Raw genomic sequence first — 15583 nt, 5'->3', positions numbered from 1 at the left:
CCGCTAAATTGGGGCATTAGAAATGAACAAAGAAATCTTGGCTGTCGTAGAAGCGGTATCCAACGAAAAAGCTGTTCCTCGTGAGCGTATCTTTGAAGCGCTTGAAATCGCATTGGCGACAGCAACAAAGAAAAAACATGAAGCTGAAATCGAAGTACGTGTAGAAATTGACCGTAAAACGGGTGAGTTCGTAACGTACCGTCGTTGGAAAGCAGTTAGCGAAGTGACTCAGCCTACGCTTGAGATCACGATTGAAGCTGCACAGTACGATGATGAAAGCATTCAGCTAGATGATTACGTTGAAGACGAAATTGAGTCTGTAACGTTTGACCGTATTACGACCCAAACTGCGAAGCAAGTTATCGTACAAAAAGTACGTGAAGCTGAGCGCGCACAGATCGTTGAGCAATTCGTAGATAACGAAGGCGAACTGATCACTGGTATCGTGAAAAAAGTTAACCGCGATGCAGTTATCGTTGACTTGGGTAATAACGCAGAAGCGGTTATCCAACGTGAAGATCAACTTCCGCGTGAAAACTTCCGTTCTGGTGACCGTGTTCGTGCATTATTGTACGCAGTACGTCCAGAAGCGCGTGGTTTCCAACTGTTCATGACGCGTTCTAAGTCTGAAATGCTGTCTGAACTGTTCCGTATTGAAGTGCCAGAAATTGCTGAAGAAGTAATTGAACTAATGGGCGCAGCACGCGATCCTGGTTCTCGTGCAAAAATCGCAGTGAAAACTAACGACAAGCGTATTGACCCAGTGGGTGCGTGTGTTGGTATGCGTGGCGCACGTGTTCAAGCTGTTTCTAGCGAATTGGCGGGTGAGCGTATCGATATCGTATTGTGGGATGAGAATCCAGCACAATATGTGATCAATGCAATGGCACCAGCTGAGGTTAGCTCTATCATCGTCGATGAAGACAACCACACAATGGATATTGCGGTTGAGCAAGATAATCTCGCTCAAGCGATTGGTCGTAGCGGTCAAAACGTACGTCTAGCATCTCAACTAACTGGTTGGGAACTGAACGTAATGACGGTTGCAGATCTACAGAAGAAACACCAAGAAGAAGCACAAGAGTCAATTGAAGCTTTCACTAAGCACCTTGATATCGATGCTGACTTTGCAACTGTTCTTGTTGAAGAAGGTTTCACAACACTAGAAGAGATCGCTTACGTACCAGTAAGTGAGCTAATGGATGTTGATGGCCTAGACGAAGACACAGTTGAAGCTCTACGCGCTCGTGCGAAAGAAGCACTTACAACGCTTGCTCTTGCGCAAGAAGAGTCTTTAGATGGTGTAGAACCAGCAGAAGACCTTTTAGGCCTTGAAAGCCTTGAACGTGAAATGGCATTCAAACTAGCTGCTAAAGGTGTTGTGACACTGGAAGACCTAGCTGACCAAGGTACAGACGATTTGCTTGATATCGAAGGTCTGGACGAAGTTAAAGCGGGTGAGCTGATCATGGCTGCTCGTAATATCTGCTGGTTCAGCGACGAAGTTTAAAACTTACTAGCAAGGGAGGCGCAACATGTCAGAGGTTACAGTTAAAGCATTAGCCGAAGAAATTGGTACGCCAATTGATCGACTGCTTCAACAGTTTGCCGACGCTGGTATCAGCAAGAAAGCTGAAGATAGTGTTAATCAAAACGAAAAACAGGATCTACTTTCGCACCTGAAAAAGGAACACGGCGGAAGTGGTGAAGATGCCGCTCCAAATCGCTTAACTTTACAGCGCAAGACTCGTAGCACGCTCAGTGTGTCTGGTACGGGTGGAAAGAACAAAAATGTTCAGGTTGAGGTACGTAAAAAACGCACCTTTGTAAAACGTTCTGCTCTTGAAGAAGAGCAGCGTGTCGCTGAAGAAGCTGCAAACCGTGAATCGGAAGATGCAGTGAAGCAACAAGCTGACGAACAAGCCCAGCGCCAAGCAGAAGAGCAAGCAAAACGTGATGCTGAAGAAAAAGCAAAACGCGATGCTGAAGAGACACGTTTAGCTGAAGAAAAAGCGAAGCGTAAGGCAGAAGAAGAGGCAGCACAAGAAACCAAGGGTACGGTGGAAAGTGATGCCGAGGTTAAGCGTAAGGCTGAAGAGAAAGCTAAACGCGCCGCCGCTGATGAACAGGCTAAGAAAGAAGCTGAGTCGCTACAACGTCGCCGGGAAGAGGAAGCCAAGCGTAAAGCCGAAGAAGATAGTCAGCGTCAGCTAGAAGAGGCACGCAAGATGGCAGAACAAAACGAAAAAAACTGGTCAAAACCTGATCAGGCAACAGCGAACATGGAAAAATCTGATTACCACGTTACGACGTCTACTCACGCTCGCGCAGCGGAAGATGAAGCAGACCGTAAAGAAGAAGGTGGTCGTCGTAAGAAGAAGAAGCCAGCAGCAAAAGCTGATGACCGTAATAAAGGTCGCGGTGGTCGTAACCAACGCGGTGGTCGTGGCGGTCGTGGTAAACCACAAGTTAACGCTCCAACATCAATGCAGCAAGGCTTTGATAAGTCTGCAACTGTTGCCAAATCTGACGTTATTATCGGTGAAACAATTGTAGTTTCTGAACTGGCGAACAAAATGTCAGTTAAAGCGACCGAAATCATCAAAGCGATGATGAAAATGGGCGCTATGGTAACGATTAACCAAGTTATCGACCAAGAAACTGCACAACTTGTTGCTGAAGAAATGGGTCACAAGGTTATTCTTCGTAAAGAGAATGAACTTGAAGAAGCGCTAATGTCTGATCGTGAAGAGACGGCTGAAGCAGTTTCTCGTGCTCCTGTTGTTACTATCATGGGTCACGTTGACCACGGTAAAACATCAACACTGGATTACATCCGTAAAGCACACGTTGCATCAGGCGAAGCCGGTGGTATTACACAGCACATTGGTGCATACCACGTAGAAACTGGCAACGGTATGATCACTTTCCTTGATACTCCTGGACACGCCGCGTTTACCGCAATGCGTGCTCGTGGTGCTCAAGCGACAGATATCGTTGTACTTGTTGTTGCTGCGGATGATGGCGTAATGCCACAAACAGTCGAAGCGATTCAGCATGCTAAAGCAGCTGGCGTTCCTCTGATTGTTGCAGTGAACAAGATCGATAAAGAAGATGCTAACCCAGACAACGTGAAAAACGAGCTGGCACAGTACGATGTTATCCCTGAAGAGTGGGGCGGTGAGAACATGTTTGTTCACATCTCTGCGAAACAAGGTACAAACATTGACGGTCTTCTAGAAGCTATCTTGCTTCAGTCTGAAATTCTTGAACTGACTGCAGTTGAAGAAGGTATGGCGAGCGGTGTTGTTGTTGAATCACGTCTAGATAAAGGCCGTGGTCCAGTTGCAACTGTACTTGTTCAATCTGGTACTTTACGTCGTGGCGATATCGTTCTTTGTGGTCTTGAACATGGCCGTGTTCGTGCAATGCGCGATGAGAACGGTCAAGACATCGATACTGCGGGTCCTTCTATTCCTGTAGAGATCCTTGGTCTTTCAGGTGTTCCAGCATCAGGTGACGAAGCGACTGTAGTACGTGATGAGCGTAAAGCACGTGAAGTTGCACTTTACCGTCAAGGTAAATTCCGTGATGTTAAACTAGCGCGTCAACAAAAAGCGAAACTAGAGAACATGTTCTCTAACATGACTGCTGGTGATGTTGCTGAATTGAACGTAGTACTGAAAGCTGACGTACAAGGTTCTATCGAAGCAATCGCTGATTCACTGATGAAACTGTCTACAGACGAAGTTAAAGTGAACGTTGTTGGTTCTGGTGTTGGTGGTATCACAGAAACTGATGCAGTACTTGCAGCAGCATCTAACGCTATCATTCTTGGTTTCAACGTACGTGCTGATGTTCCTGCACGCCGTATGATCGAGAACGAAAACCTAGATCTACGTTACTACTCAATCATTTACCAATTGATTGATGAAGTTAAAGCAGCGATGGGCGGTATGCTTGCTCCTGAATTCCGTCAGGAAATCATCGGTCTTGCTGAAGTTCGTGACGTATTCAAGTCTCCTAAGATTGGCGCAATCGCTGGTTGTATGGTTACTGAAGGTACTATCAAGCGTAACAACCCTATCCGTGTTCTACGTGATAACGTAGTAATCTACGAAGGTGAGCTTGAGTCACTACGTCGCTTCAAAGATGACGTTGCTGAAGTTAAGAATGGCTACGAATGTGGTATCGGCGTTAAGAACTACAATGATGTTCGCGTTGGTGACCAGATCGAAGTATTCGAAATTGTTGAAATTCAACGTACTCTTGATTAATTATCAGGTTGTTGATTTTTAAATAAATTCCAATGGGGAGCTTCGGCTCCCCATTCTTTCAACAGAGCATTCTTCATTAAGAATCCTCTTTTAACGAGAGATAGTAAAATGGCAAAAGAATTCAGCCGTACCCAGCGTGTAGCACAACAGCTGCAAAAAGAGCTGGCGGTTATCCTACAGCGTGAGCTTAAAGACCCACGTATTGGCATGACAACCATTTCAAGCGTGGATGTTTCACGCGATATGGGTTACGCGAAAATCTATGTAACTTTCCTGACGATTGGCGAGCAAACGCCAGAAGGCAGTTTAGAAGTATTACGCGAAATGGCACCGTACATTCGTTCACTACTTGGTAAGCAAATTCGTCTACGTGTAACGCCAGAACTGACGTTCATCTACGACCAATCGCTAACTGAAGGCATGCGTATTTCTAACCTTGTATCGCAAGCGGTACGAGATGATGAAGAGCGTCATGTTGACGACGAAACTGGTTCAGAAAACAGCGTAGAAAAGGGCGAGGAATAATCTATGGCACGTCGTCGTAAAGGTCGTCCTATTGATGGAGTTATTTTACTCGACAAGCCAATGGGTATTTCTTCCAATGATGCGCTACAGAAAGTAAAGCGTATCTTCTTCGCACAAAAAGCGGGTCATACCGGGGCGCTAGATCCATTGGCCACCGGTATGCTGCCGATTTGTTTTGGTGAAGCGACCAAGTTCTCGCAATTCTTACTTGATTCAGATAAACGCTACCGCGTTATCGCTAAATTGGGTGAGCGCACAGATACCTCAGATTCTGATGGTCAAGTGGTACAAACACGAGAAGTGAAAGTTGATCGTGGTCAGCTTGAGCGTTGCATCGCGAAGTTTCGTGGTACAACAGATCAGATCCCATCAATGTACTCGGCACTTAAATACCAAGGCCGCAAACTTTATGAGTATGCGCGTGAAGGTATAGAAGTACCGCGTGAGTCTCGAAAAATCACAGTTTACTCTATTGAGTTACTGCGTTTTGAAGGCCACGAAGTTGAAATGGAAGTGCATTGTTCGAAAGGTACCTACATTCGTACTATCACCGATGATTTGGGTGAAATGTTAGGATGTGGTGCGCACGTAACCTACTTACGTCGTACCGGTGTTGCGAAGTATCCGATGGAACGTGTGGTCACGTTAGAGCAATTAAATGCGCTACTCGACCAAGCGAAAGAGCAAGATATTGAACCTGGTGATTTGCTTGATCCTTTGATGTTACCCACCGATACCGCAGTACAAGATTTACCTGAAGTGAATATTGTTCCTGCTTCGGCGGTTTACATTCTAAATGGTAATCCAGTACAAGCGGGCACAGTACCAGCAGAGGGTACGATTGTTCGTATTACTGTTGGTGAAGCGCGTGAGTTTATCGGTGTCGGTGTTATCGATGCTGAAGGCATGCTTGCACCAAAACGCGTCATGGCGAATCAGCAGGTTGAGTAAGCGTTATTACTCAGCCTTAAGATAGATAAAAGAGCGATTACTTCGGTAGTCGCTCTTTTTGCTTGTAGTCGATAAAAGTGCCACGTATAATTCGCGGCTTGGGTGCGGCTGAATCAGAGATTGGCTGCACAAATTTTAAATTTAATGTATTAGGATAAAGTTATGTCTCTGAATGCAGAAACTAAAGCAGCAATCGTTGCTGAATACGCACAATGTGAAAACGACACTGGTTCTCCAGAGGTTCAAGTTGCTCTTCTAACAGCGCAAATCAACCACCTGCAAGGCCACTTTGCTGATCACAAACACGATCACCACAGCCGTCGCGGTCTACTACGTATGGTTTCTCGTCGTCGTAAGCTTCTAGACTACCTTAAAGGTAAGAGCCTAGATCGCTACCAAGACCTAATCAAGCGTCAAGGCCTACGTCGCTAAGATTGCTTATCAGAAAGGAGCCTATTGGCTCCTTTCTTTTTATGTTTCTTTGTTTATCTCTTCTTCCACTGCAACGAAAGCACTGACTTGTTGTCTTACATTTGGTTCTTTCTTCATGTGTTAAGTGAAACAGACATAAGAAGCAAATACTCCCTGGCTTTACAGTAATAACACGGTCGTTTTCGTCGACCATTAGGTCGCGGCTAATAACAGCTCTTTTCGATGCCCACGAGCAAGATAATGCGCATCAAACTTAGAGAGAACTGTCATTAGTCGCGATACGTGAAATTATCGTAAAGTGGGTTTCATCACATGACGCTTTTATTTATGTCGGATATACTTACCGACGAAAATAGAAAGCGGAATAAATTAAGGAAATTCACGTGAATCCTATCGTAAAGACTTTCCAGTACGGTAACCACACGGTTACTATCGAGACTGGTGTAATTGCACGTCAAGCTACTGCTGCTGTAATGGTAAGCATGGATGATACTTCTGTATTGGTATCTGTTGTTGGTAAGAAAACAGCGGTTGAAGGTCAAGACTTCTTCCCACTAACTGTTAACTACCAAGAGCGTACTTACGCTGCAGGTAAAATCCCTGGTGGTTTCTTCAAGCGTGAAGGCCGTCCATCTGAAGGCGAAACACTAACTGCTCGTCTGATTGACCGTCCAATTCGTCCGCTATTCCCAGACAATTTCAAAAACGAAGTGCAAGTAATTGCTACTGTTGTTTCTATCAACCCAGATGTACAGCCTGATATCGTAACGATGATCGGTACTTCTGCGGCACTAGCTATTTCTGGTATTCCGTTCAACGGCCCAATCGGTTCTGCACGTGTTGGTTACATCAACGACCAATTCGTACTAAACCCAAGCAACACTGAGCTAGCGGAAAGCCGTCTAGACCTAGTTGTTGCGGGTACTGAAGGCGCAGTATTGATGGTTGAGTCAGAAGCTGACCGTCTATCTGAAGAACAAATGCTACAAGCTGTTGTATTTGGTCACGACCAACAACAAATTGTAATCAATGCTATTAAAGAGCTAGCGGCAGAAGTTGCTACTCCAGCATGGGATTGGACTGCTCCTGCAGTTAACACTGAGCTTAAAGCACTGGTTGCTGATAAGGCTGAAGCACGTCTAGCGACTGCTTACCAAATCACAGAAAAGATGGCGCGTTACGAGCAAGTTGGCGCAATCAAATCTGACGTAGTTGAAGCACTACTTTCTGAAAATGAAGCACTAGACGAGCGCGAAATTCGTGACATGCTTGCATCTTTAGAGAAGAACGTTGTACGTAGCCGCATCATCGCGGGTAACCCACGTATCGATGGTCGTGAAAAAGACATGGTTCGTGCGCTAGACGTACGCACTGGTGTACTTCCACGTACTCACGGTTCTTCATTGTTCACTCGTGGTGAAACTCAAGCACTTGTTACTGCAACGCTTGGTACACAACGTGATGCACAAATCATCGATAGCCTAATGGGTGAGAAGAAAGATCACTTCCTTCTACACTACAACTTCCCTCCATTCTGTGTAGGTGAAACTGGTTTCGTTGGTTCGCCTAAGCGTCGTGAAATTGGTCACGGTAAACTGGCTAAGCGTGGTATTGCTGCAGTAATGCCTTCTGTTGAAGAATTCCCATACACAGTACGTGTAGTATCGGAAATCACTGAATCTAACGGTTCATCTTCAATGGCTTCTGTATGTGGTACTTCTCTAGCGCTTATGGATGCTGGTGTACCAATCAAAGCATCTGTTGCGGGTATCGCAATGGGTCTTGTGAAAGAAGGCGATGATTTCGTAGTTCTTTCTGACATCCTTGGCGACGAAGATCACCTAGGTGACATGGACTTTAAAGTAGCAGGTACTGACGACGGTATTACTGCACTTCAAATGGACATCAAGATCGAAGGTATCACTAAAGAGATCATGCAAATTGCTCTTAACCAAGCTAAAGGTGCGCGTAAGCACATCCTTGGCGTAATGGATGAAGCAATTGGTTCTCACCGTGATGACATCTCTCAGTTTGCTCCTCGTATTCATACTATGAAGATCAACTCAGACAAGATCAAAGACGTTATCGGTAAAGGTGGTGCAGTTATCCGTGCACTTACTGAAGAAACTGGTACAACGATCGAGATCGAAGACGACGGCACAATCAAGATTGCTGCAACTGAAGGTACTGCTGCGCAAGAAGCGATTCGTCGCATCGAAGAAATCACAGCAGACGTTGAAGTTGGTCGCATCTACACTGGTAAAGTAATGCGTATCGTAGATTTCGGTGCATTCGTATCAGTAATTGGCGCGAAAGAAGGTCTAGTACACATTTCTCAAATCGCTCAAGAGCGTGTAGAGAAAGTGACTGATCACCTTGAAATGGGTCAAGAAGTTCAAGTTAAAGTACTTGAAATTGACCGCCAAGGCCGTATCCGTCTAAGCATGAAAGAAGCGGTTGAAGCACCAGCTGCTCCAGCACAAGACGAACAGCCACAAGGCTAAGTCTTAATCATGTGATAAAAGGGGCTAATTAGCCCCTTTTTTATTGCGTGTCATTTATGACATTTTGATTGAGTAGTACTGGCTCAGATCCGTATTATACTTGGTTGACTGGTTTATATTGGCGTTATCTCTGTTGTGAAAAGCGCATTTAGGCTATTGTAATAACGGTCAACTTAACTAAGATCAGCTGCTTAGCTAATTTAGATTATGAATATGTGGTTGTTAGACGCACAGCAACGACAGCCGAAACGCCATGTTATTCGGCTATGTATTCAATCACTTCATCTATCCCAGGGAGAATGGTATTGATTGCTAACAGGTTAAAGCTAGCATGCATTGCGGTAGTAATGATGCTAACGGGGTGTGCAACATCGACCAAAACGATGTGGACTCACCCACCAATGGCTATTCCCTTGCAGCCAACAATTCAACAGCAGATCCAATTAGCACGCATCGATCAACTGATGAAGCGTGATGATTTAGATAACGATACGCTGGCACAGATGTTTTATGAGCGCGGTTTACTGAACGATAGTTTAGGTTTACGTGATTTAGCGCGTCTTGATTTTAATCAGTCATTGTCTATGCGTCCAAACCAGCCTGATGTGTTTAACATTTTAGGGGTTTACTTCACGCAAGGTGCACATTTTGATGCCGCGTATGAAGCATTCGATTCAACGTTAGAGCTTAACTTTCAACATCCGTTTGCTCAACGTAACCGTGGTATTGCCCTGTATTATGGTGGTCGTTTAGATCTCGCACATGAAGACCTAATCGTTCACTACCAGCAAAACGTTAACGATCCTTATCGTGTGATTTGGCTGTACTTGGTGGATGTCGAGCGCACCCCAGAGCAAGCCTTAAATAAACTAAGATTGCGTTATGATGCCAGCGACAAGCAAGATTGGGGCTGGTTGATGGTACGTATGTACTTAGGTGATATCAGCGAAAGTGATTACCTTAAAGAAATCGCTAACGGTAGCGAGAGCAATGATCAGCTAGCAGAACGCTTAACCGAAGGCTATTTCTACCTTGCTAAGCGTTACCAGCAAGAAGGCAATTACTCAGCAGCACTCATGCTGTATAAGCTGACATTAGCGGGGAACGTATACGAGTTTGTTGAACATCGCTTTGCGTTATTAGAAACAGGCCGTGTGTTATCGCAATACCAAGCACAGCAACAAGCATTGCAAGCCAAAGTACAAAATAAGTAACAGTAGATCAGCCTATTGTTATAATGTGAAAAGTAGATCAAAAAAGCCGCGGACTTTCGTTCGCGGCTTTTTTATGCGTGGTATATCGTGCAAATTAACGATTGAACGGTGATGCCAACAAGCATTAGCTTTCGATATTTAAGCCCGCAACATTGTGCCAGTAACCATTACAGTGATGGCCATCTTTTAGGGGATGACGGGTTTGACCTTGCTCGTTATTCTTAAAATCAGCGACCAGATCCAGCGTATCAACGCTTAACGGACTTAAGCGCACGACATCAACAATATCATGCATGCTGTTAAGGTCGTTGATCAGGTTATAGCAGTAACCTGATTGGGTTTGAATGCCGTTAAGGTTAAACACACTTTGGCCTTCTTGGCTGTATACCTGAATACCCGTTGGGTACTTGATACAGCAGGTTTCGCAATCGTCTTTTGCTTTGTCTTCCGCGCGAGCGGTAAAGCAACGAGCAGAGTAAGCTAAAGGAAGGTAACCGTAACTGAAGACTTCCGTCTCAAATTGCCCGCGAATCCCCAGCTTCTCGCAATCGACTAATACGTTTTGCAACCATTCGCGAGACAGCTCAACCGGCATACACCAGCGTACCATGCCTTGTTTCAAGAACAGCTTTAACGTCTGTGCGTTATAGCAGTTTACAGCGGCACCCACCACAAAAGGGACTTTGCTTTGGTGTGCTAATTGAACCGCTGAAACGTCGTTAGCTTCAATAATGAAGTCACCGTTATCAACGTATTTCTTCATGATGTTGACTTCGCTTGGTGCTTCTAGCAATGCCATGGTGGATAGCACCACTTGCTTGCCTGAATCCGCCAGATCTTTAGCAATATCAAACCAGTGTGCGGCTTTCATTTCTCGGCGTTTTGAGCAGACGCTCTCGCCTAAGTAAATGATGTCGCTGTCTGACTGTTTTGCTTGCTGATAAAACGCTTCAACATCGGTTTTCGGCCAAAAGTACAGCAATGGGCCAAGAGAGTATTTCATTCGTTGGCTCCTTTATTGCCATTTACGGTGGTAAGCACCCAGTGTGGTTTGCTTACCTTCAGAAACATTGCCTAAGCATGCATTCCAAGCGGGTTCAACACTGTAACCTTCAGGGTTCGCTTTATAGCGATCAATCGCTGCACGCCATGTTTTGGTTACTTGCTCAACGTAAGCAGGGCTACGTTGGCGGCCTTCGATTTTTACTGAGGCAATATTGGCTTTAAATAGCTCAGGTAAAATCTCTAGCGTATTCAAGCTGGTTGGTTCTTCTAGTGCATGGTAGCGACGGTTTTCACCACTGATATTAATATCGAAGCGACCTTTACACAGGGTAGGGTAACCCGCGTTTTCGCCTTCTGCATACTGATCAATCAGAATGTCATTAAGACGAGATTCTAGGCCAGTCGCTGTTTCTTGCCAGCGCACGTATTTCGCCGGTGAACAAGCACCAACCGTGTTTGGTGATTCACCTGTCATGTAAGATGACAGGTAACAACGACCTTCTGACATAATGCAGAGGCTACCAAAGGCAAATACTTCTAGATCCATATCAGTGTTACGGGCAAGTTGCTTCACCTGATGGATAGACAGCACGCGCGGTAAAACCACACGCTTCACATTGAAGTTGTTTTTGTAGTAATCAATGGCCGCCGTATTGGTGGCGGATGCTTGCACTGAAAGGTGTAATTCAAGATCTGGGTATTGGGTTGCTGCGTACTCAAGTACCGCGATATCAGCTACGATGAGTGCATCGACGCCCATTGCTGCTGCATTGTCTACGGCCTTAGTCCAACGGTTAAAACCGTCTGGATGGGCAAATGTGTTCAAGGCAACATGCAGCTTCTTATCGTGATCGCGCACGTACTCAACCGCTTTTTCTAATTTACGTCCTGTAAAGTTCAAACCAGCAAAGTGGCGGGCATTCGTATCGTCTTTAAAGCCGATGTAGACCGCATCTGCGCCATTATCGATGGCGGTTTTCAAGGCTGGAAGGTTACCAGCGGGGCAAAGCAGCTCCATATTATATTTATCTACCAGTGCTTGATGAATGAAGGTATATCAAGGCATACCATAAATACCCACAAAGTATTAATGGTTGTTGCTCAATATATGTTTTCAATTTTGATAGGCGAAATACTAGGGGGCTTAGCCTGCCTAAGTTTTGATTTCAGGCAGGTTTTTATTGATTTAGGACAATTTTTTGCGTGAATAGTCGCGTTGATTATGCACTCTGACGGCTATTTTTCACTAAAACTGCTTCCAACTCATGTTTTGGTTGCGGGCGGAAAAAGTGAAAGCCTTGAATCGAATCGCAATTCAGGTTTGACAGCAGCGTTGCTTGTTGGTGTGTTTCCACCCCTTCGGCAACCACACTCATATTGAGTGATTTACCCAAATTAATGATATTTTCAATCAGGGTAACTTGCTTGGGTATGGTTTCGATGTCTTTGATAAAGGCGCGATCGACTTTAAGTTCATCAAGTGGAAAGCGAGCTAAATATGACAATGAAGAGTAGCCTGTACCAAAGTCATCAATCGAGAGGGCAAACCCCAGTTTCTTGATTGCTTTTAGCATTTGAATCGCATGTTCGCCATCGTTCATCATTGAGCTTTCAGTGAGCTCGAACGTAATATCACTGGGGTTGATCCCCGTGCTTTTACGTAATTTATCGATGAATAAAATTAGATTTGGGTTACCAAATTGCTGTGGTGATAAGTTAATCGCCACACGGCCTTGTAATAATCCCTGTTTTTTCCACTCGCGCACCGTGGTAAATACTTCACGCATCACGACACGGCCAAGTTGTTCAATTAATCCTGACCGTTCGGCAACAGGAATGAATTGGGCTGGACTGATGTAACCTTCAACAGGGTGTTTCCAACGTACTAGCGCTTCAGCGCCATCGATGGAGAAGTCTTTGGCATTCACTTTCGGCTGATACCATACTTCTAAGCCATTTTTCTGTAAGGCTTTTTGTAATTCGATTTCGAGCCACAAACGCATCCGCGCTTCTTTATTCATGCTTTCATCGAACTTGACTAAGCGGTTACGACCACGGTTCTTGGCTTCGTACATCGCGGTGTCAGCGTTTTGTAGCAAGATACGGGCATCATTACCATTACCTGGGTAGGTAACCATACCCATAGAACAGGCAATGTGTTTGCTAAAGTGGTGAAGATTAAACGGCTGACTCACCAATGCGATGATTTGCTGCGACAATAAATCACCAATACGTTCATGTTCGGGGTTTAACAGCAAGATGCCGAACTCATCACCGCCAAGGTGGCCAATCACCGAATCATCAGGCAGCAGCTTTAATAAACGTTGAGCGATTTCTTGCAGAACGCGATCACCAATATGATGCCCTAACGAGTCATTAATATTTTTGAAATTATCAACATCAAGGTACAGCATCACCAGTGGGGTATTTTCGGTGATATGGTGTTCTAACTTACGGGTAAATCCATGGCGATTGAATAGCCCTGTTAGCGCATCAGTTTGCACTAATTGATCTATTTGCCCTTGGGGTAAACGGGTGTTCGTTTGGGTACGTAGTAGCACCAGTTTAGCCGGCGAACCAAGCATGGTGATATCAGAAAGTGACAGCAAAAAGGTGTTATCTTGAATGGCTTCTGGGCCAACATAGCAGCGACGGGTTTCGCTATTGGGTTGGTGGTTCAATTGTGTGCCGAGTATCCGCTGGCTTTGAAAATCAAATACTATGCGACTAAGGTCTTCCCCGAGTAAGTCTTTAGCGGTTCCAAACCCCAGTATTTTTGCCGCTCGTTGGTTAGCCGACAGCACGATATTATTTTCAATCATGCAAATGCCATCACTGCTATTTTCATGCAGTTGATTAAGCTGGTGTTCTAATTCTTCTAACGATTTTACAAGAACTTGACGTTCAGATGTGTCTGCTGAGTGCAGCACCACATATTGCACATTGCCCATATCATCACGCAATGGCGTTAGGCTGAAATGCAATGAACTGTCATGGCGGTTATCGTTAAGGACGACTTCACCTTCAACCGACTCACCGTTAAATGCGCGATCGTAATAAGGTTGAAGCGTTTGGTAATAGGTGTGACCAAGAATATCTTTGTCGCAGCGGCCAACCAATTCTTCGCGGGTATAACCACTGAGCTCACAGTAGCGGTTATTCACGGTCAGGTAGTTATGCTCGTTGTCGAGAACGGCAAAAAGAAACGGACTATTGTCTGTTAGCAGTGGAAACCAATAAGTAAGCTGCTCTGTTGGCATCGTTCTGACGTCACCTATTTTGTATGATTTGACTGGGATCCCACAAGCAGTATGCGCATGTGAAAATACGGCTCAGTATACCTACGAGCGGTAGTGAGCGCTAAACTTTCCCTTTGTAGAAGCCTTTTTTTTGACTCAAGGCATGATATTTATCAATCGGCCTGCTTACAATGATAACCAACTTTCGGGAAGGTTAACTTTTCCCTATCCATATAAATATGTAAGCATAATAGGAAACGCATCGGTGATTGCTCAAATTCGTAAACACATGGTTCAGCATGGCCCAGCTTTGTTACGCATTCCTGCTAAGGTGATGCCTTTTGCAGTACAACAAAAAATGATGCTAGAAGGATTATCTCTAGTATTTAAAGAAGCATTGGACGATGGTGACTTTGAGTTTTTAGAAGATCGCTGGTTAAAAGTTGAAGTACGTGACTTAGAGTTGCAGTGGTTCATCAGTTTTCAAAACGAGAAGCTGGTTGTGTCTCAGCATGTAGAACAAGAAGATGTGAGCTTTAGCGGTGAATGTAACGATTTAGTACTAATTGCCGCTCGTAAGGAAGACCCAGATACATTATTCTTCCAGCGTCGTCTTCGCATTGAAGGGGATACTGAATTAGGTCTGGAAGTGAAGAATCTGATGGATAGCATCGATCTTGACGCTCTACCAAAACCCTTAACATATTTACTGCAGCAGTCGGCAGATTTCATCCAACAAGGTATGAAAGATGCGGCGGCTGAGCAAGAGGTTGTGAATGCTCATTAGAACCGAGGCGCCCGTTGATATTCTTCCTGTTGATCGTTTATTGAAAAAAACGTTTGAGACAGACGCCGAAGCAAATCTTGTGATGGCTTTACGCGAGAATGGTAATCGTACATTGTCGCTAGTCGCATGTAACGATGACGGTGAAGTGGTTGGACACCTTTGTTTGAGTCCTGTCACGGTTGACGGCCAAGATAATGGCTGGCAAGGGCTGGCGCCATTGACGATAGCGACTGAATATCAGCGCCAAGGTCTTGGGCTTGCACTCATGACGGAAGCTAAAAATATTTTAGCTGAACTAGGCTATCCCGTCGTTGTGGTACTCGGTGATCCTAATTACTACCAACGTGTTGGCTTTACAACAGCCGCAGATCACGGATTAACTTGCCGTTGGGATGCACCAGTTGAGGCATTCATGGTGATTGAGCTGTTGCCTGAAACATTGGCAGGCCAGCAAGGTACAGTGGAATACAGTGCTGAGTTTTCAGCCTTATAATTCCGACGCAATCCAGTAAGGGAAAGTGCCTTACTATCGAATATCGACAAAGCCACCTGCGGGTGGTTTTGTTTTATCACTAGACTAAAATAGCTGTGAATTCCACCTTGGTGGTCTTGGTTGAATTTGGTAGCATTGCCGCCCTTAATGGCAGCT

12 protein-coding genes are annotated in these 15583 nt (G+C 44.9%); 9 read left to right on the top strand and 3 right to left on the bottom strand.

The window, feature by feature from the left end; translation table 11 throughout:
- The first annotated feature begins 22 nt into the window (after positions 1-22).
- From nusA to nlpI, 7 genes are all read left to right on the top strand, one after another.
- Positions 23-1510 carry a transcription termination factor NusA gene (gene nusA / locus ASV53_RS00660; RefSeq protein WP_094955727.1) on the top strand — a complete coding sequence of 496 codons (1488 nt, stop codon included), beginning with the start codon at positions 23-25 and terminating at the stop codon, positions 1508-1510.
- A 25-nt stretch (positions 1511-1535) separates the two neighbouring features.
- On the top strand, positions 1536-4277 hold the full coding sequence (infB, locus tag ASV53_RS00655; protein WP_062691296.1) for a translation initiation factor IF-2: 2742 nt from the start codon (positions 1536-1538) through the stop codon (positions 4275-4277).
- A 108-nt stretch (positions 4278-4385) separates the two neighbouring features.
- The gene (gene rbfA / locus ASV53_RS00650; RefSeq protein ID WP_062691297.1) at positions 4386-4802 is read left to right on the top strand and encodes a 30S ribosome-binding factor RbfA; all 417 of its coding nucleotides are present in this window, start codon (positions 4386-4388) and stop codon (positions 4800-4802) included.
- A 3-nt stretch (positions 4803-4805) separates the two neighbouring features.
- Positions 4806-5753 carry a tRNA pseudouridine(55) synthase TruB gene (truB, locus tag ASV53_RS00645; protein ID WP_062691298.1) on the top strand — a complete coding sequence of 316 codons (948 nt, stop codon included), beginning with the start codon at positions 4806-4808 and terminating at the stop codon, positions 5751-5753.
- A gap of 162 nt (positions 5754-5915) precedes the next feature.
- On the top strand, positions 5916-6185 hold the full coding sequence (gene rpsO, locus ASV53_RS00640; protein WP_062691299.1) for a 30S ribosomal protein S15: 270 nt from the start codon (positions 5916-5918) through the stop codon (positions 6183-6185).
- 383 nt (positions 6186-6568) lie between these two features.
- Complete coding sequence (pnp, locus tag ASV53_RS00635) at positions 6569-8689, top strand: polyribonucleotide nucleotidyltransferase (RefSeq protein WP_094955726.1); 2121 nt, start codon at positions 6569-6571, stop codon at positions 8687-8689.
- A 305-nt stretch (positions 8690-8994) separates the two neighbouring features.
- Positions 8995-9903, top strand: a complete 909-nt coding sequence (nlpI, locus tag ASV53_RS00630; protein WP_189337798.1) for a lipoprotein NlpI — start codon at positions 8995-8997, stop codon at positions 9901-9903.
- Positions 9904-10027: 124 nt separating this feature from the next.
- Here the strand turns inward: nlpI and ASV53_RS00625 are convergent, their stop codons facing one another.
- The 3 genes from ASV53_RS00625 to ASV53_RS00615 all read right to left on the bottom strand — a co-directional run bounded on the left by ASV53_RS00625 (position 10028) and on the right by ASV53_RS00615 (position 14168).
- Positions 10028-10906, bottom strand: coding sequence for a U32 family peptidase (locus tag ASV53_RS00625; RefSeq protein ID WP_094955725.1), 879 nt, complete (start codon positions 10904-10906; stop codon positions 10028-10030).
- 12 nt (positions 10907-10918) lie between these two features.
- Positions 10919-11926, bottom strand: coding sequence for a ubiquinone anaerobic biosynthesis protein UbiU (ubiU, locus tag ASV53_RS00620; RefSeq protein ID WP_094955724.1), 1008 nt, complete (start codon positions 11924-11926; stop codon positions 10919-10921).
- Positions 11927-12128: 202 nt separating this feature from the next.
- Positions 12129-14168 carry a sensor domain-containing protein gene (locus ASV53_RS00615; protein ID WP_094955723.1) on the bottom strand — a complete coding sequence of 680 codons (2040 nt, stop codon included), beginning with the start codon at positions 14166-14168 and terminating at the stop codon, positions 12129-12131.
- A gap of 244 nt (positions 14169-14412) precedes the next feature.
- On the opposite strand from ASV53_RS00615, the gene ubiT reads away from it, so the two are divergent.
- Positions 14413-14934: a ubiquinone anaerobic biosynthesis accessory factor UbiT gene (ubiT, locus tag ASV53_RS00610; protein WP_062691302.1), complete on the top strand. Its 522-nt coding sequence runs from the start codon at positions 14413-14415 to the stop codon at positions 14932-14934.
- Complete coding sequence (locus tag ASV53_RS00605; protein WP_062691303.1) at positions 14924-15427, top strand: GNAT family N-acetyltransferase; 504 nt, start codon at positions 14924-14926, stop codon at positions 15425-15427. The genes ubiT and ASV53_RS00605 overlap by 11 nt, the downstream gene beginning before the upstream one ends.
- Positions 15428-15583 lie beyond the last annotated feature (156 nt).

It is taken from the genome of Photobacterium sanguinicancri (genome assembly GCF_002265265.1).
GTDB classification, from domain to species: Bacteria; Pseudomonadota; Gammaproteobacteria; order Enterobacterales; family Vibrionaceae; genus Photobacterium; species Photobacterium sanguinicancri.
This window is presented reverse-complemented; position numbering and strand designations above follow the sequence as displayed.

Coding starts and splice junctions, on each gene's coding strand:
- nusA (WP_094955727.1), top strand. CDS start 23: ATGAACAAAGAAATCTTGGCTGTCGTAGAAGCGGTATCCAACGAAAAA.
- infB (WP_062691296.1), top strand. CDS start 1,536: ATGTCAGAGGTTACAGTTAAAGCATTAGCCGAAGAAATTGGTACGCCA.
- rbfA (WP_062691297.1), top strand. CDS start 4,386: ATGGCAAAAGAATTCAGCCGTACCCAGCGTGTAGCACAACAGCTGCAA.
- truB (WP_062691298.1), top strand. CDS start 4,806: ATGGCACGTCGTCGTAAAGGTCGTCCTATTGATGGAGTTATTTTACTC.
- rpsO (WP_062691299.1), top strand. CDS start 5,916: ATGTCTCTGAATGCAGAAACTAAAGCAGCAATCGTTGCTGAATACGCA.
- ASV53_RS00625 (WP_094955725.1), bottom strand. CDS start 10,906: ATGAAATACTCTCTTGGCCCATTGCTGTACTTTTGGCCGAAAACCGAT.
- ubiU (WP_094955724.1), bottom strand. CDS start 11,926: ATGGAGCTGCTTTGCCCCGCTGGTAACCTTCCAGCCTTGAAAACCGCC.
- ASV53_RS00615 (WP_094955723.1), bottom strand. CDS start 14,168: ATGCCAACAGAGCAGCTTACTTATTGGTTTCCACTGCTAACAGACAAT.
- ASV53_RS00605 (WP_062691303.1), top strand. CDS start 14,924: ATGCTCATTAGAACCGAGGCGCCCGTTGATATTCTTCCTGTTGATCGT.